Source organism: Burkholderia sp. AU32262 (assembly GCF_020419985.1).
Taxonomy (GTDB): Bacteria; Pseudomonadota; Gammaproteobacteria; order Burkholderiales; family Burkholderiaceae; genus Burkholderia; species Burkholderia semiarida.
The window spans coordinates 1-17,635 of sequence record NZ_JAIZRS010000014.1; the positions used below are offsets into that span (position 1 = coordinate 1).

The window sequence follows — 17,635 nt, forward strand, 5'->3', positions numbered from 1 at the left end:
GCGAGTCGGTCCCACCCCTTCCCATCCCGAACAGGACCGTGAAACGACTCTACGCCGATGATAGTGCGGATTCCCGTGTGAAAGTAGGTAATCGTCAGGCTCCCTAAGCCAAGAACCCCCGCCCGAACAGGCGGGGGTTTTTGCATTTCAGCGATGGAAATGCACGCGGACGGGCAAAGCGTTGCCAAGGTGACCTACCTGAGTGAACTTCCCGTCCGACACATCGATCGCGGCGTCGATTCTCCCAATGACTGCCATCTCTAGTGATTCAGCCGCATACTGGCCGTATCTCCGATCAAGGTCGCATTTGCCTTGAAGCGCCTCACCGGCAAGCAGTCCAGTGCGGTTGCTTTCCCTCCACCGCACCCGGCACCTCCACTTGGTCTTCGGTCAGATAATCCCCAATCGGTGCGAAATGAACGCGTTATTCCGCCTGTCCACGTAAAATTTGCAAATCCCCATCTCTGCATTCAAGACCATGAACGCCGCCACCCAAGTAGCCCGGGCCGTTTGCCCGCATGATTGTCCGGACACATGCGCAATGCGTGTGACCGTCGAAAATGGCAAGGCGATCAAGGTCACGGGCGATCCCGACCATCCGCCGACGCAGGGCGTGTTGTGTACGAAAGTCAGCCGATACGCGGATCGCGTTCATCATCCCGACCGCCTCACGGTCCCGCTCAAGCGTGTCGGTGCCAAGGGGGAAGGGCGCTTCGTGCCAATCAGCTGGAGCGAGGCGTTCGACGAGATTGGGCGTCGCCTCGGTGAAATCGCCGCGCGCGCGCCGGAGGCGATCGTGCCATACAGCTATGCGGGAACGATGGGGCTCGTGCAAGGCGAGGGCATCGCGCAGCGCTTTTTTCACAAGCTCGGCGCCTCGCGGCTCGAGCGCACGATCTGCTCGGCAGCCGGCGCAGCGGGGTTGCGATATACGTACGGCGGCAACGTCGGCATGCATCTCGAGTACTTCGAGGAAAGCGAGCTGATTCTGATATGGGGCGCGAATCCGATTGCATCGAGCCTGCACTTCTGGACCCGCGCGCAGGAAGCGAAGCGCCGGGGCGCGCGTCTTGTCGCGATCGACCCGTATCGTTCGCTGACCGCGGAGAAATGCCACCAGCACATCGCATTGAAGCCCGGTACCGATGGCGCGTTTGCGCTCGGCATGATGCATGTGCTGATTACCGAAAACCTGCTCGATCACGGTTACATCGCCGACCATACGCTCGGCTTCGACGCGCTCAAGGCGCGCGCCATGTCCTATCCGCCGGAACGCGTTGCGCAGATCTGCGGCATCGACCCATCGGAACTGATCGATCTTGCGCGTCGCTACGGCGCCACCCGCAAGGCTTCGATCCGCCTCAACTACGGCATGCAGCGCGTTCGCGGCGGCGGCAATGCCGTGCGCGCGATCGCCAGCCTGCCGGCGTTGACCGGGGCATGGCGCGATCGGGCCGGTGGGCTGCTGCTCTCGTCGTCGGAATCCGCACCGGTCAACCAAGCGGCGCTGCTGCGTCCGGATCTGATGCCGGGTTGGCCGCACAAGCTGCCGCGCATCATCAACATGAATGCGATCGGCGACGCGTTGCTGCACCCGGGCGACGCGACATTCGGGCCGAAAGTCGAAGCGGTGATCGTGTACAACTCGAATCCGGTCGCGGTCGCGCCCGATTCGTCGAAGGTCGCCGCAGGCTTCGCACGCGACGATCTATTCACGGTCGTTCTAGAGCACTTCAAGACAGATACAGCCGATTTCGCCGACATTGTATTGCCGGCGACCACGCAACTCGAGCATCTGGATGTCCATAAGTCGTACGGCCATACCTACGTGATGGCAAACCTGCCGGCGATTCCGCCGGTGGGCGACGCGCGGCCGAACACGGAGATCTTTCGCGGGATCGCACACAGTATGGGACTCGACGAGCCCGCGCTCTATCACAGCGACGAAGAGGTCGCGCGCGCGGCGCTTCGCTGGGACGATCCGGCGCTCGACAGCGACTGGGACACGCTGAAGCAGGCCGGCTGGCTGAAGCTCAAGCTGCTGGACGCGCCGTTCGCGAACGGCGGCTTCCGCACGCCTTCGGGAAAGTGCGAGTTCTCCAGCCCGCGGCTCGAGCAGATGGGCAAGGACCCCGTCCCCGACTACCTGCCGCCGTTCGAATCGGCCGAAGCCGCGCCCGAGCTCGCCGCACGCTATCCGCTGGCGATGATTTCGCCGCCGGCCCGCCACTTCCTGAACAGCACGTTCGTGAACGTCGACAGCCTGCGCTCGACGGAAGGCGAGCCGCACCTCGACATGCACCCGTCCGACGCCAGCGCGCGCGGCATCGCGGAGGGCGACGTCGTCCGCATCTTCAATGACCGCGGCTCGATGCAGGCGCTTGCGCGAATCACTGACCGTGCGCGTGCCGGGCTGGTCGTCGGGTTGTCGATCTGGTGGAAGAAGCTGTCGCCGGACGGCAGGAACGCGAACGAAGTGACGAGCCAGGCGCTGACCGATCTGGGTAATTCGGCGACGTTTTACGATTGTCTTGTGGAAGTTGAGCGGATTTGATCGAATATTGCCGTATGATCAGACAATATCGATAGGGAAGTTCGAAGTGGACATCTAACCCTGTTGTCTCGGGGCGGGGGAGCCGTTAGGATGCGTTTTAGCACGACCATTCGAAAATCTGTGAGGAGACGCGCGGTATGGACAAAATTTGGCTGAAATCGTACCCACCCGGCGTTCCAGCCGAAATTGACTCCTCGCCTTATCCATCTGTCCCTGACCTGCTCGACGAGAGCTTCCGTCAGTATCGGGACCGTACCGCGTTCGTCTGCATGGGCAAGGGCATTACGTACGGCGAACTCGACACGCTGTCGCGCGAGTTCGGTGCGTGGCTGCAATCCCGCGGTCTGGCACGCGGGGCGCGCGTCGCGATCATGATGCCGAACGTGCTGCAATACCCGGTGACGATCGCCGCGGTATTGCGCGCCGGCTATACCGTGGTCAACGTCAATCCGCTCTATACGCCGCGCGAGCTCGAGCATCAACTGAAGGACAGTGGTGCCGAGGCGATCGTCATCCTGGAGAATTTCGCGTCGACGCTGCAGGCCGTCATCGCCAATACGGCCGTCAAGCACGTGGTCGTCGCATCGATGGGCGACCTGCTGGGCATCAAGGGATGGCTCGTCAATTACGTCGTGCGCAACGTGAAGAAGATGGTGCCGGCGTGGCAACTGCCGTCGTTCACGCGCTTCAAGGCCGCGCTGTCCGAAGGCGCGCGGCAGACGTTCAGGCCGCAGAAAATCGGCCCCGACGACGTCGCGTTCCTGCAGTACACGGGTGGTACGACCGGCGTCGCGAAGGGGGCGACGCTGCTGCACCGGAACATCGTGTCGAACGTGCTGCAGGCGGGCGCCTGGCACCATCCGGCTCATGAGAAATTCCCGGACGTGAAACAGTTCGTGACGGTCGTCGCACTGCCGCTGTATCACGTGTTCGCGCTGACCGTCTGCGGTTTCCTGACGATGCGCACGGGCGGCATGGGCATCCTGATCCCGAACCCACGCGACATCGCCGGCATGATCAAGGAGCTGAAGGGCTACCAGATCTCGACGATTCCGGCCGTCAACACGCTGTACAACGCGCTGCTGAACCATCCCGAATTCGGTCAGCTCGACCTGTCGAAGCTCGTGATCGCCAACGGTGGCGGCATGGCGATCCAGGAAGGCGTGGCGAAGCGCTGGTATGAAAAGACCGGCACCGCGATCATCGAAGGATACGGGTTGTCCGAAACGTCGCCGGTGGCCACCTGCAACCCCGTGACGGCGACCGAATACAGCGGCACGATTGGTCTGCCGCTGCCGTCGACCGAAGTCGCGATCCGCGACGATGCCGGCAACGACGTCCCGCTCGGCGAACCCGGCGAGATCTGCATCCGCGGGCCGCAGGTGATGGCCGGCTACTGGAACCGGCCGGACGAGACCGCGAAGGTCATGTTCGCGGACGGCTTCTTCAAGACGGGCGATGTCGGCGTGATGGATGCGCGCGGCTACGTGAAGATCGTCGATCGCAAGAAGGACATGATTCTCGTATCCGGCTTCAACGTGTATCCGAATGAAGTCGAGGACGTGGTGGCGTCGCATCCGGGCGTATTCGAGGTGGCGGCGGTCGGCGTGCCGGACGAGCATTCCGGCGAAGCCGTGAAGCTGTTCGTCGTGAAAAAGGATCCGGCGCTGACCGACAAGGACATCCTCGCCTATTGCAAGGAGCGGCTCACCGGGTACAAGCGGCCGAAGCTGGTCGAGTTCCGCACGGAGCTGCCGAAGACGAACGTCGGCAAGATCCTGCGGCGCGAACTGCGCGACGGACGCGCGTAACGCGCGCAACGATGCGATCGAACGAGAAAGCCCGGCACTTGCCGGGTTTTTTGTCTGTGGGGTGGGCTGGATGACGGAAGCGCGCGTTACGTGCGGGAGACCGCGGCAAGCCTCGCGTTTCGGCCTGACGGTCGGGGGGAGGGGACGGCGCGCCGCGACGTGCGTCTACCGTCGACCCGCTCGACCCACTGCCGCCGACCCGCCACCCGCCGGCCTCCCCGCCGCCCCGGAAAAGAAAAAGGCGCCCGAAGGCGCCTTCAATATGCCGCGGCTTGTCAGACAAGCTGATTAGAACTTGTGACGGATACCGACGCGTGCCGCGACCTGGTTGCTGGTGCTCGACCCGGCCAGACCGTTGATCGCTGCCGTTGCCTTCAGGACGTTGCCGTTCGAATCGAGCACGTTGCCCGATGCGTGCTGGTACACGCCGATCACGTAGACGTCGGTGCGCTTCGACAGGAAGTAGTCGACGCCCAGCGAGCCCTGGTGGTACTTGGCCGCCGAGTTGCCGTCGATCTTGCTGCCTTGCGTGTAGTCGTACGCCGCGCCGAGGATCAACGCCGGGGTCAACTGGTACTTGAAGTTGATTTCGCCATTGTTGAACGTCGCGGTCTGGTTCACGAACGGGCCTGCCGAGAAGCCCTTGAACTTCGTGTTCGAGTACGTCGCACCGATCGTCGCCGCGCCGAACGTGTAGGCACCGCCCGCACCGATGACCTGGTACGTGTTCGCGTTGTTCGCGTACGCGCCGTAGATCGGCGACGAGACCGACGAAGACGTCGAGCCGTTGTTGAACATGCCGCCGAACTGGTTCGGCGTACGTGCGTTCAAGTAACCGACGCCCAACACCAACGGGCCGTTGGTGTAGCCGGCGCCGAGCGACCAGACCTGGTTCTTCGAGAACTGGCCCGCCTGACCGCCGAAGCTGTACAGGCCGCCGAACGTGAGGCCGCCGTAGTTCGCGCTCGTGAACTTGACCGCGTTGTTCACGCGATACGCGTTGTTGAAGTTGTCGAGGTCGCCCGGGTGAGCGGCGATGTAGCCGCCCCACTGGTCGCCTGCCTCGAGCGGGCCGACGAAGTCGACGACGGAGTCGTACTGACGACCCAGCGTGACCGTACCGTACGGGCTCGACAGACCGACGTAAGCCTGACGACCGAACATCAGGCCGCCTTGACCGAGCCTGCCGCTGTTCACGTCGAAACCGTTTTCGAGGGTGAAGATCGCCTTCAGGCCGCCACCGAGGTCTTCGGTGCCGCGCAGGCCGAAGCGGCTGCCTTGCATCACGCCGCTGGCGAGGCCGTACAGGTGCTTGCCGCCTGCGTTGTTGTTGAAGAGGAAGCCTTCATCGATGATGCCGTAAAGCGTCACGCTGCTTTGCGCATGGGCAGCGCCAGCGAACGCGCCCAGCGCGACGAGCGCGAGAAGCGACTTTTTCATTAGCGGATCTCCAAGAATCACTGAATTTTTTTGACGGGGCGGATAGTTATGTTCTGTCGACGAGCCCCATCAACTTCGCAAGAAGTCGGACGTAATGTAGCAAAGCCGATTTTTGCCACAAAGCGAAATGCTGCTGCTCAAGGTCGCCATGTTTCCTTTATGCAACAATGGTTAAAATCACGGGTTAACCGCAATTTCCGCTGAATAATCAAGTCGGTTACGCAGCGGACTCGTGCCCTTGCCGCGCGCAGCGGCACCTGCAGCCAGGAGAACAGGATGGTGTTGGATGAACTGATCAGCGAATTCGATCGTGGCCTGCGATCGCTGACCGGCATTAGCCGGATGAGCCGGCCGGTGCCCGTGCCGGCCGATGCGCCGGACGTCGAACTGACGCCCGCCGAGCGCACGCACGCGGCCGGACTGATGCGTGTGAACCACGTCGGCGAGGTCTGCGCGCAGGCGCTCTACCAGGCGCAGAAGCTCACCGCGCGCACGGCGTCGGCGAAGGCGATGTTCGAGGAGGCCGCGCGCGAGGAGGAGGATCACCTCGCGTGGACCGCGCACCGGCTGAAGGAACTCGACTCGCGGCCGAGCCTGCTGAACCCGCTGTGGTATGCCGGCGCGCTCGCGATCGGCGTGGCGGCCGGCACCCTCGGCGACAAGGTGAGCCTCGGCTTCATGGCCGAGACGGAGCGGCAGGTCGAGAGCCATCTCGAAGGTCACATGTCGGAGTTGCCGGCCACCGACGCCGCGTCGCGCGCGATCGTCGACCAGATGCGGATCGACGAAGTGAAGCATGGCAAGGCCGCGACCGACGCCGGCGGGATCGAGCTGCCGCTGCCCGCGCGGATGCTGATGCGTGCCGCGTCGAAAGTCATGACGAGCACCGCGTACTATCTCTGAGATTCGCGCCGGGGCGGCGTGGGACGTCGCCCCGGTTCGCCGCCTCCGGCATCGCCCGCCTACTCCTCGTTTTCCCGCCCCCGAAAGCCCCGTCCGCACGCCCGTCTGGCCCGCCTTTCTCACGTATCACCTTCACAAGTTGCACTAGCTCATTCATTTATAACGGTTTTTGGTATGAGGGGCCGCATGAGCTTGTGCGCGTAAGTCCTTGTTCTAACTAACAAAATTCGTCAAAAAAGCGGGCCGCTCCCTTGACCGTGCCACACCCTTCCTCTAAAGTGGGAGACAGTGTGAGAAAGTGTATTTTTGTGTGATTTAGCAGGCTGTTCCGGCTAAATTCTCAGCATTGAGCGGGTGCTTCGGTGCCCTGAACGGGAGAGCGGAAAGTGTTCCAAGGGGCGTCGGCGCTGACGCTCGATGCGAAAGGGCGGATGTCGGTGCCGGCTCGCTATCGCGAAGCGCTGCAAGGACAGGCAGAAGGACGGGTGACTGTGACCAAGCACCCGGACGGCTGCCTGTTGCTGTTTCCGCGCCCCGAATGGGAAGTGTTCCGCGCCAAGATCGCCGCGCTGCCGATGGACGCGCACTGGTGGCGGCGAATTTTTCTCGGCAATGCGATGGATGTCGATCTCGACAGCGCGGGCCGGATTCTCGTATCGCCCGAGCTGCGCATGGCAGCCGGACTGGAAAAGGAAGTCATGTTGTTGGGAATGGGTAGTCACTTCGAGCTGTGGGATTCGCAGACCTACAACGCGAAGGAGCAGGCAGCGATGGCGCAGGGCATGCCCGACGCGCTGAAGAATTTCACGTTCTGATTGCGGTGACGGAGACGCCCGCGATGGGAAATGAATTGCGGCATCGGACGGTGCTGTTGGATGAGGCGGTCGAGTCGCTCGTGACGCGGCCGGACGGCGTGTATGTCGACGGCACGTTCGGGCGCGGCGGCCACAGCTGCGCGGTGCTCGCGCGGCTGGCGGCGGCCGGGCGGCTGATCGCGTTCGACAAGGATCCGAGGGCGATCGAGACGGCGCAGGGCATCGAGGATGCGCGCTTCTCGATCGTGCATGACAGCTTTGCATCGATGCGCGACGCGCTTGCGGCGCGCGGCGTCGAGAAGGTGTCGGGGGTGTTGCTGGACCTGGGCGTGTCCTCGCCGCAGGTGGACGATCCGGCGCGCGGCTTCAGTTTCCGCGCCGATGGTCCGCTGGACATGCGAATGGATCCGACGCGTGGCGAGTCGGCGGCCGAATGGCTCGCGCGGGCTTCGGTGCAGGAATTGACGGAGGTGATACGGGATTATGGGGAAGAACGGTTTGCTTTTCAGATTGCAAAGGCGCTTGTTGCTCGCCGGGCAGAGTCCGACCGTCTTGGGCCTCTCGACACCACGGGCGAGCTTGCCCAAATCGTGGGTCACGTCGTCAAAACCCGTGAGAAGGGCAAGGATCCGGCAACCCGCACCTTTCAGGCTATACGGATTCACGTCAATCAAGAGCTTGCGGACCTGCAAGTCGTACTAGACGCGGCACTGTCGTTGCTGGAGCAAGGGGGGCGGCTGGTGGTCATCAGCTTTCATTCACTCGAGGACCGGATCGTCAAGCGATTCATGCAGGCGCACGCGAGTGCGCCTGCGGTCGATCGTCGCCTGCCGATCCGCGCCGTCGATCTGCCGAGCCCGCCGCTCAAGATCATCAGCCGCCAGTTTCCGAGCGACGCGGAAGTCGCCGCGAATCCGCGCGCCCGCTCGGCCGTGATGCGCATCGCGGAGCGCGTCACGCCATGAGCCGCCTCAATATCTTCCTGCTGATCATCGTGATGGGTTGCGCGCTGTCGGTCGTCAACTCGACGAACCAGCAACGCCAGATCTTCATCCAGCTGCAGCGCGCGCAGTCGCAGGAGCGTCAGCTCCAGCAGGACTACGCGCAGCTTCAATATCAGCAGAGCGCGCTGTCGAAGACGTCGCGCATCGAGCAGCTCGCGAACGATTCGCTGAAGATGCAGGCGATCTCGACGGGCCGCACGCAATACCTGACGCTGCCGCCGGGCGCCGCGAAGGCGATCGACGCGCCGATCCCGGCGTCGGCCGACACGGCCGGCAAGGGCAAGGGAGGCGCGCGATGAAGCCGTCCCCGAAGCGCCAGAACGTGAAGTTCTCGTCGAGCCCGGTGCTGGGCGTGCATCTGCCGATGTGGCGCTCGAAGCTCGTCGTGTTCCTGCTGTTCATGGCGTTCGTCGCGCTGGCCGCGCGGGCGTTCTGGATCCAGGGGCCCGGCAACGCGTTCTATCAGAAGCAGGGCGAAAGCCGCTACCAGCGCACGATCGAACTGCCCGCGACGCGCGGCAAGATCCTCGACCGCAACGGGCTCGTGCTCGCGACGAGCCTGCCCGTGCGCGCGATCTGGGCGATTCCCGACGCGGTGCCGGACGATCTCGACGCCGACAAGATCAACCAGCTCGGCAAGCTCCTCGGCATGACGTCGAAGGAGCTGCGCGTGAAGCTGTCGGAAGACAAGGGCTTCGTCTATGTGAAGCGCCAGGTGCCGATCGACGTCGCGGACAAGGTCGCCGCGCTCGACATTCCCGGCATCTATCAGCGCAACGAATACAAGCGCTTCTACCCGGAAGGCGAGATCACCGCTCACCTGATCGGCTTCACGAACGTCGAGGACGAAGGGCAGGAAGGCGTCGAGCTGGGCGACCAGAAGATGCTGTCCGGCACGTCGGGCATGCGTCGCGTGATCAAGGACCGGATGGGGCACATCGTCGAGGATGTCGCCGAGCAGATCCCGCCACACAACGGCACCGACGTCGACCTGTCGATCGACAGCAAGATCCAGTACATCGCGTACGCGAACCTGAAGGCCGCCGTCGAGAAGTTCAAGGCGAAGGCCGGCGCGGCGATGGTCGTCGACGTGCGTACCGGCGAAGTGCTCGCGCTCGTCAACTATCCGACGTACAACCCGAACGACCGCTCGCGCATGACCGGCGAGCAGTTGCGCAACCGGATCATGACCGACGTGTTCGAGCCGGGCTCGATCATGAAGCCGTTTACGGTATCGCTCGCGCTCGACTTGCACCGCGTGACGCCGAACACGCTCGTCGAGACGGGCAACGGGCATTTCGTGCTCGACGGCGCGCCGATTACCGATGATGCCGGCTTCGGCACGCTGACGGTCGGCGGCGTGATCCAGAAGTCGAGCAACATCGGCGCGACGAAGATCGCGATGACGATGCGGCCCGAGGAAATGTGGAACATGTATACGAGCATCGGCCTCGGCCAGGCGCCGAAGGTCGGCTTCCCGGGCGCGGTGGCCGGCCGCCTGCGGCCGTGGAAGAGCTGGCGCCGCATCGAGCAGGCGACGATGTCGTACGGCTACGGCCTGTCGGTGTCGCTGTTCCAGCTCGCGCGGGCGTATACGGCGATCGCGCACGACGGCGAGCTGATGCCCGTGACCATTTTCAAGACCGACCCCAATCAGCCGATCGCGGGCACGCAGGTGTTCAACCCGACCACCGCGCGCGAAGTACGCGCGATGCTCGAGACGGTCGTCGCGCCGGGCGGCACGTCGCCGGATGCGGCCGTGCCGGGCTATCGCGTCGGCGGCAAGAGCGGGACCGCGTACAAGCACGAAGGCCACGGCTACACGCGCAAGTACCGCGCGTCGTTCGTCGGGATGGCGCCGATGCCGAACCCGCGCGTCGTGATCGCGGTGTCGGTCGACGAGCCGACGGCCGGCAGCCACTTCGGTGGCCAGGTGTCGGGCCCCGTATTCTCGGCGATCGCCGGCGACACGATGCGCGCGTTGAACGTCCCGCCGAACATGCCGATCAAGCAGCTCGTCGTGTCCGACGATTCGCCGGATTCCGCCGCCGCAAAAGGCCCGCAAAAGCTGGCTACGGGGGGCGGCGCGAGGCATATGATCGTATCCAGCACGACCCGTAATTCACCAGGAGTTGTTCGATGAGCGCCGCCCGCAGTTCCCATCCGGCGCATCAGCAGATCGCAGCCGCGCTCGCGTGGCTGCGTCAGCATGTGGCCCCCGCGGCGCAACTGCATGCCGACACGCGCAGCCTCGAGGCTGGCGACGTGTTCGTCGCGTATGCGGTCGACGGGGCAGACAATCGCGCGTTCATGGCCGACGCCGTCGCACGCGGCGCGGCCGCCGTGTTGTATCAGCCGGAAGGGCTGGTCGACGCGCCGGCCGTACCCGTCGCGCTCGCGGTGCCGGCGCTCGATCAACTCGCCGGCGAGATCGCCAGCGGCTGGTACGGCGATCCGAGCGACAGCCTGCTCGCGATCGGTGTCACGGGCACGAACGGCAAGACGTCGTGCACGCAATGGATCGCCACCGCACTGACGGCGCTGCGCGAGCCGTGCGCGGTGATCGGCACGCTCGGCACCGGGATGCCCGGCCAGCTCGTGCCGACGGGCTTCACCACGCCCGACGCACCGCAGCTGCAGCGCAGCCTCGCGCAATTGCGCGACGCGGGCGCGCAGGCCGTGGCGATGGAAGTATCGTCGCACGCGCTGCACCAGGGGCGCGTGAACGGAACGGCGTTCGACATCGCGGTGTTTACGAACCTCACGCAGGATCACCTCGACTATCACGGCACGTTCGACGCGTACGAGGCCGCGAAGGCGAAGCTGTTCGCATGGCGCGGCCTGCGCGCGGCGGTGATCAACCGCGACGACGCGGCAGGCCGCCGCCTGCTCGAGAAACTGGCCGGCCGCGTGCGCACGATCGCGTACGGAATCGGCGACGCACCGGCGCCCGACGCCGATCGCGCGCTGGTCGCGCTCGACGTGCGCGCCACCGCGACGGGTACCGCATTCCGCCTGCGTTCGTCGTGGGGCGACGCGGACGTCGAGGTCGGTACGCTCGGCACGTTCAACGTCAGCAACCTGCTTGCCGTGCTGGGTTCGCTGCTCGCGGCCGACGTGCCGTTCGACGCGGCACTCGCCGAGATCGAGCGGCTCGAGTCGGTCAACGGCCGGATGCAGCGGCTCGGCGGCCGGCTGCAGAACGACGAACCGCTCGTCGTGATCGACTACGCACACACGCCCGATGCGCTCGAAAAGACGCTCGATGCGCTGCGCCCGATCGCCGCGGCGCGCGGTGGCCGGCTGATCTGCATGTTCGGCTGCGGCGGCGATCGCGATGCGACGAAGCGCCCGCTGATGGGCGCGATCGTGGAGCGGCTCGCCGACGAAACCGTCGTCACGAGCGACAACCCGCGCAGCGAAGATCCGCAGCGCATCATCGATCAGGTCGTCGCGGGCATGACCGCACCCGATCGCGCACGCCGTATCGAGGATCGCGCGAGCGCGATCCTGCAGGCCGTGCGCGGTGCCGCACGCGAGGACGTCGTCGTGCTAGCCGGCAAGGGCCACGAGGCCACGCAGGAAATCATGGGCAAGAAACGCGCATTCTCCGACCAGGACCACGCACGGCTCGCGCTCGCGGCGCGCGCGACGCACGGCAAGGGAGGCGCCGAATGACGATGCTCAGTCTCGGCGAAGCCGCCCGCCTGATTCCCGGCGCCACCGTCCACGGCGACGCGGGCGTCACGTTCGATCGCGTGTCGACCGACAGCCGCACGGTCGGCCCGGGCGACCTGTTCGTCGCGCTGAAGGGCGAGCGCTTCGACGCGCACGACTTCCTCGGCGACGTCGCCGCGCGCGGAGCGGCCGCGGCACTCGTCGCGCACGCGTCGGCGGGCATCGCGATGCCGATGATCGAAGGCGGCGAAACGCGTGCCGCGCTCGGCGCGCTCGCGCACGGCTGGCGGATGCGGTTCCCGCTGCCGCTCGTCGCGGTGACGGGCAGCAACGGCAAGACGACCGTCAAGGAAATGATCGCGTCGATCCTCGCGGCGGCGGTAGGCGCCGACGCGCGGCTCGCGACGGCCGGCAACCTGAACAACGATGTCGGCCTGCCGCTGACGCTGCTGCGCCTGTCGGCCGCGCATCGTCTCGCGGTGATCGAGATCGGCATGAACCACCCGGGCGAAACCGAAGTCCTCGCGCGTCTTACCGCGCCGACGGTCGCGCTCGTCAACAACGCGCAGCGCGAGCACCAGGAATTCATGGCGACGGTCGAAGCCGTCGCGCTCGAACACGCAGCCGTGATCCATGCGCTGCCGCCGGACGGCGTCGCGGTGTTCCCGGCCGACGACGCGTACGCAAGCATCTGGCGCGTCGCGGCGACCGGCAACCGGATCCTCGATTTCGCGCTGCACGACGCCGAACGGCAGAACGACGCGCAGGTCGTCGGTCGCCTGCACGGCGGCGAACTCGCGATCGACACGCCGGCGGGTGCCGTCACGGTGCGGCTGCGCGCGCTCGGCGAACACAACGCGCGCAACGCACTCGCCGCGACGGCCGCGGCGCTCGGCGCCGGCGTCGCGCTGTCGGCGATCCGGCAGGGGCTCGAATCGTTCGAACCGGTCAAGGGCCGGCTGCAAGTGAAGCAGGCGAGCGTCGGCAGCCTCGTCGGCGCGACGGTCGTCGACGATACGTACAACGCGAACCCGGATTCGATGCGCGCCGCGATCGACGTGCTCGCCGCGCATCCGGCGCCGCGCGTGCTGGTGATCGGCGACATGGGCGAGGTCGGCGACGAAGGGCCGGCATTCCACCGCGAGATCGGCGCGTACGCGCGCGAACGCGGGATCGACGCGCTGTTCGCGCTCGGCGACGCATCGCGCGACGCGTGCACGGCCTACGGCGACACCGCACGCCATTTCGGCGACGTCGGCGCGCTCGTGTCGGCGCTGCTCGCGGCCGGTTACGGCGCGCAGGCGACGGTGCTCGTGAAGGGCTCGCGGTACATGAAGATGGAGCGCGTGGTCGACGCGCTGACGAACCAACCCGCGGCGGGCACGGTGCCCGCCGCACACTGAGTAGAAGGAAGGAAGCATGCTGCTGGCGCTGGCGCAATGGCTGCAAGGAGACGCAAGCTTTTTGCGCTTGTTCACGTACCTCACGTTCCGTGCGGTGATGGCCACCATCACCGCGCTCGGGATCGGGCTCGTGTGCGGACCGTGGGTGATCCGCAAGCTGACGCAGATGAAGGTCGGGCAGGCCGTGCGCAAGGACGGCCCGCAGACCCACCTCGTCAAGTCCGGCACGCCGACGATGGGCGGCGTGCTGATCCTGATCGGCATCGCGGTCGCGACGCTGCTGTGGGGCGACCTGACGAACCGTTTCATCTGGATCGTGATGCTCGTCACGTTCGGTTTCGGCGTGATCGGTTGGGTCGACGATTACCGCAAGGTCGTCCACAAGGACCCGCGCGGGATGTCGTCGCGCGAGAAGTATTTCTGGCAGTCGGTGATCGGGCTGTTCGCGGCCGTCTATCTCGCGTTCAGCGTGTCCGAGGCGAACAACGTGCGCGTGTTCGACCTGTTCATGGCGTGGGTGAGGAGCGGCCTGTCGATGGGGCTGCCGGCGCGCGCCGACCTGATGCTGCCGTTCCTGAAGTCGATCAGCTACCCGCTCGGCGTGTGGGGCTTCATCGTGCTGACCTACTTCGTGATCGTCGGCGCGAGCAACGCGGTGAACCTGACCGACGGCCTCGACGGCCTCGTGATCATGCCGGTCGTGCTGGTCGGCGCGTCGCTGGGTGTGTTCGCGTACGTGATGGGCAGCGCGGTCTATTCAAAATACCTGCTGTTTCCGCACATCCCCGGCGCGGGCGAACTGCTGATCTTCTGTTCCGCGATGGGCGGAGCCGGGCTCGCGTTCCTCTGGTACAACACGCACCCCGCGCAGGTGTTCATGGGCGACGTCGGCGCGCTGGCGCTGGGCGGCGCGCTCGGCACGGTCGCGGTGATCGTGCGCCAGGAAATCGTGCTGTTCATCATGGGCGGCATCTTCGTCGCGGAAACGCTGTCGGTGATGCTGCAGGTGTCGTGGTTCAAGTACACGAAGAAGCGTTATGGCGAAGGCCGGCGCCTGCTGAAGATGGCGCCGCTGCATCACCATTTCGAATTGTCCGGCTGGAAGGAAACGCAGGTGGTCGTGCGTTTCTGGATCATCACGCTGATGCTGTGCCTGTTCGGTCTGACCACCCTCAAGCTGCGGTAAAGGAAAGGTAACAAGGATGTCTGGCGAGATGTTTGGAGATCGGCAACGGCCGATGGTGCTCGTACTGGGGCTCGGGGAATCGGGTCTCGCGATCGCGCGATGGTGCGCGAGGCACGGGTGCCGGCTGCGCATTGCCGATACCCGCGAGGCGCCGCCGAACCTTGCCGCGCTGCAGGCCGAAGGCATCGACGCGGAATTCGTCGGCGGGGCGTTCACGCCCGCGCTGCTCGACGGCGGCGTCGAGATCGTCGGGCTGAGCCCCGGGCTGTCGCCGCTGGAGCCGGCGCTCGCGGCGCTGGTCGCGGCCGCGAACGAGCGCGGCATCGCGGTATGGGGCGAGCTGGAATTCTTCGCGCAGGCGCTGCGCGCGCTCGGCACGAGCGGCTACCAGCCGAAGGTGCTCGCGATTACCGGCACCAACGGCAAGACCACGACGACGAGCCTCACGGGCCTGCTGTGCCAGCGCTCGGGCAAGAAGGTCGCGGTCGCGGGCAACATCAGCCCGGCGATGCTCGACCGGCTCGCGAGCGCGATCGACGAAACCGCGTTGCCGGACGTCTGGGTGCTCGAACTGTCGAGCTTCCAGCTCGAGACCGCACGCACGTTCGCGCCCGATGCGGCCGCGATCCTCAACATCACGCAGGACCATCTCGACTGGCACGGCAGCTTCGACGCGTACGCGCAGGCAAAGGGCCGGATCTTCGGCGCGACGACGACGCGCGTGCTGAACCGCGACGACGCGGCCGTGATGAAGTTCGCGCCGGCAGCCGGCGCGGCCGATGCGCCGCGCACGGTCACGTTCGGCCTGAACGAGCCGACGCAGGACGGCGACTACGGGCTGTCGCGCGACAACGGCATCGCGTGGCTGGTGGAGGCCGTCGATCGCGACGCGCCGGATGAGGCGACGACCCGCCGGCGCAAGCGCGACGCCGCGCACACGCCCGACATCGCGCAGAAGCGCCTGATGCCGGTCGACGCGCTGCGCATCCGCGGGCTGCACAACGCCGCGAACGCGCTGGCCGCGTTCGCGCTCGCGCGCGCGATCGATCTGCCGACCGCGCCGCTGCTGCACGCGCTGCGCGAATACCGCGGCGAGGCGCATCGCGTCGAAGTGATCGCGACGATCGACGACGTCGACTACGTCGACGACAGCAAGGGGACGAACGTCGGCGCGACGGTGGCCGCGCTCGACGGGCTCGCGCAGAAGACCGTGCTGATCGCCGGCGGCGACGGCAAGGGGCAGGATTTCGCGCCGCTCGTCGCGCCGGTCGCGCGCTGGTGCCGCGCGGTGATGCTGATCGGCCGCGACGCGCCGGCGCTGCGCGACACGCTCGCCGAAACGGGCGTGCCGCTCGCCGATCACGCGACGCTCGAAGGCGCCGTGCACGCGGCGGCCGAGCTGGCCGAGCCGGGCGATGCGGTGCTGCTGTCGCCCGCGTGCGCGAGCCTCGACATGTTCAGGAACTACGCCCATCGTGCGGAAGTGTTCCGCGCGGCGGTCGACGCCATCGCCATCGACAAAGGAGCGACGCCATGAGCTGGTCCGATCGCCTCGTCTCCCGTTTCAACGACCGACGCGACACCGGCGGCAACGCCGCGGGCGGCCGCGTCGCATCGGCCACGCGCGCCGCGACGGGCGGCCTCGCCAGCGTCGTCAACGGCGTACGTCCGAGCCGTTCGCGGATGCTCGATTTCGACTATTCGCTGCTGTGGGTCGCGATCGCGCTGCTCGGGCTCGGCGTCGTGATGGTGTATTCGGCGTCGATCGCGATGCCCGATTCGCCAAAATACGCGTCGTATCACGATTACGCGTTCCTGATGCGCCACTGCGTGTCGCTCGGCGTCGCGTTCGTCGCGGCGGTGATCGCGTTCCGCGTGCCGGTGTCGACCTGGGACAAGTACGCGCCGCATCTTTTCCTGATCGCGCTCGTCGGCCTCGTGATCGTGCTGATCCCGCACGTCGGCAAGGGCGTGAACGGTGCGCGCCGCTGGATTCCGCTCGGCATCACGAACATGCAGCCGTCGGAAATCATGAAGCTCGCGGTGACGATTTACGCGGCGAACTACACGGTGCGCAAGCAGGAATACATGCAGAGCTTCGCGAAGGGCTTCCTGCCGATGGCGTTCGCGGTCGGTCTCGTCGGCGCGCTGCTGCTGCTCGAGCCCGACATGGGCGCGTTCATGGTGGTCGCCGCGATCGCGATGGGCGTGCTGTTCCTCGGCGGCGTGAACGGCAAGCTGTTCGGCGGCCTCGTCGCGACGGCGGTCGGCACGTTCACGATGCTCGTGTGGCTGTCGCCGTGGCGTCGCGAGCGGATCTTCGCGTATCTCGATCCGTGGGACGAACGCTACGCGCAGGGCAAGGCCTACCAGCTCACGCACTCGCTGATCGCGTTCGGCCGCGGCGAATGGTTCGGCGTCGGTCTCGGCGGTAGCGTCGAGAAGCTGAACTACCTGCCGGAAGCGCATACCGACTTCATCCTCGCGGTGATCGGCGAGGAGCTCGGTTTCATCGGCGTGCTGGTCGTGATTCTGCTGTTCTACTGGATCGTGCGCCGCGCGTTCGAGATCGGCCGCCAGGCGCTCGCGCTCGATCGCACGTTCGCGGGCCTGATGGCGAAGGGCATCGGCATCTGGTTCGGCGCGCAGACGTTCATCAACATGGGCGTGAACCTCGGGCTGCTGCCGACCAAGGGCCTGACGCTGCCGCTCGTGAGCTACGGCGGTTCGGGCATTTTGCTGAACTGCGTCGCGCTCGCGGTGCTGCTGCGGGTCGATTACGAAAATCGCGTACTGATGCGGGGAGGGAAGGTATGACCTCCCCGCGTCAGTACGCGATTT

13 protein-coding genes and 1 rRNA gene are annotated in these 17,635 nt (G+C 65.9%); 13 read left to right on the forward strand and 1 reads right to left on the reverse strand.

Translation table 11 applies throughout. From position 1 onward, the window contains the following. The 3 genes from rrf to LGN10_RS17905 form a co-directional block, all read left to right on the forward strand. Positions 1-100: ribosomal RNA gene (rrf, locus tag LGN10_RS17895) — 5S ribosomal RNA — on the forward strand; the annotation flags it as partial. A 378-nt stretch (positions 101-478) separates the two neighbouring features. After that, the gene (locus LGN10_RS17900; protein WP_226224487.1) at positions 479-2,554 is read left to right on the forward strand and encodes a molybdopterin-dependent oxidoreductase; all 2,076 of its coding nucleotides are present in this window, start codon (positions 479-481) and stop codon (positions 2,552-2,554) included. Positions 2,555-2,691: 137 nt separating this feature from the next. Beyond that, positions 2,692-4,365, forward strand: coding sequence for a long-chain fatty acid--CoA ligase (locus LGN10_RS17905; RefSeq protein ID WP_226224488.1), 1,674 nt, complete (start codon positions 2,692-2,694; stop codon positions 4,363-4,365). A gap of 288 nt (positions 4,366-4,653) precedes the next feature. On the opposite strand, the gene LGN10_RS17910 is transcribed toward LGN10_RS17905, so the two are convergent. Next, the gene (locus LGN10_RS17910; protein ID WP_059580821.1) at positions 4,654-5,805 is read right to left on the reverse strand and encodes a porin; all 1,152 of its coding nucleotides are present in this window, start codon (positions 5,803-5,805) and stop codon (positions 4,654-4,656) included. A gap of 276 nt (positions 5,806-6,081) precedes the next feature. On the opposite strand from LGN10_RS17910, the gene coq7 reads away from it, so the two are divergent. The 10 genes from coq7 (at position 6,082) to ftsW (ending at position 17,611) form a co-directional block, all read left to right on the forward strand. Beyond that, the gene (gene coq7 / locus LGN10_RS17915; RefSeq protein ID WP_060312576.1) at positions 6,082-6,708 is read left to right on the forward strand and encodes a 2-polyprenyl-3-methyl-6-methoxy-1,4-benzoquinone monooxygenase; all 627 of its coding nucleotides are present in this window, start codon (positions 6,082-6,084) and stop codon (positions 6,706-6,708) included. A gap of 386 nt (positions 6,709-7,094) precedes the next feature. Further along, a complete protein-coding gene (mraZ, locus tag LGN10_RS17920) occupies positions 7,095-7,523 on the forward strand; it encodes a division/cell wall cluster transcriptional repressor MraZ (RefSeq protein WP_006487094.1) in 429 nt (142 codons plus the stop codon). 23 nt (positions 7,524-7,546) lie between these two features. Beyond that, a complete protein-coding gene (gene rsmH, locus LGN10_RS17925; RefSeq protein ID WP_226224489.1) occupies positions 7,547-8,488 on the forward strand; it encodes a 16S rRNA (cytosine(1402)-N(4))-methyltransferase RsmH in 942 nt (313 codons plus the stop codon). Next, on the forward strand, positions 8,485-8,826 hold the full coding sequence (gene ftsL / locus LGN10_RS17930; RefSeq protein WP_059580826.1) for a cell division protein FtsL: 342 nt from the start codon (positions 8,485-8,487) through the stop codon (positions 8,824-8,826). The genes rsmH and ftsL overlap by 4 nt, the downstream gene beginning before the upstream one ends. Beyond that, the gene (locus tag LGN10_RS17935) at positions 8,823-10,670 is read left to right on the forward strand and encodes a peptidoglycan D,D-transpeptidase FtsI family protein (protein ID WP_226224491.1); all 1,848 of its coding nucleotides are present in this window, start codon (positions 8,823-8,825) and stop codon (positions 10,668-10,670) included. The genes ftsL and LGN10_RS17935 overlap by 4 nt, the downstream gene beginning before the upstream one ends. Next, on the forward strand, positions 10,667-12,205 hold the full coding sequence (locus tag LGN10_RS17940; RefSeq protein ID WP_060312581.1) for a UDP-N-acetylmuramoyl-L-alanyl-D-glutamate--2,6-diaminopimelate ligase: 1,539 nt from the start codon (positions 10,667-10,669) through the stop codon (positions 12,203-12,205). Before LGN10_RS17935 ends, LGN10_RS17940 begins: the two co-directional genes overlap by 4 nt. Then, a complete protein-coding gene (locus LGN10_RS17945) occupies positions 12,202-13,608 on the forward strand; it encodes a UDP-N-acetylmuramoyl-tripeptide--D-alanyl-D-alanine ligase (RefSeq protein ID WP_226224493.1) in 1,407 nt (468 codons plus the stop codon). Before LGN10_RS17940 ends, LGN10_RS17945 begins: the two co-directional genes overlap by 4 nt. Before the next feature lie 16 nt (positions 13,609-13,624). Further along, entirely contained in the window at positions 13,625-14,794 is a 1,170-nt protein-coding gene (gene mraY / locus LGN10_RS17950; RefSeq protein WP_006477019.1) for a phospho-N-acetylmuramoyl-pentapeptide-transferase, read from the forward strand. Positions 14,795-14,822: 28 nt separating this feature from the next. Beyond that, the gene (gene murD, locus LGN10_RS17955; protein ID WP_226224495.1) at positions 14,823-16,331 is read left to right on the forward strand and encodes a UDP-N-acetylmuramoyl-L-alanine--D-glutamate ligase; all 1,509 of its coding nucleotides are present in this window, start codon (positions 14,823-14,825) and stop codon (positions 16,329-16,331) included. Next, positions 16,328-17,611 carry a putative lipid II flippase FtsW gene (gene ftsW, locus LGN10_RS17960; protein WP_060965539.1) on the forward strand — a complete coding sequence of 428 codons (1,284 nt, stop codon included), beginning with the start codon at positions 16,328-16,330 and terminating at the stop codon, positions 17,609-17,611. The genes murD and ftsW overlap by 4 nt, the downstream gene beginning before the upstream one ends. Positions 17,612-17,635: the final 24 nt, after the last annotated feature.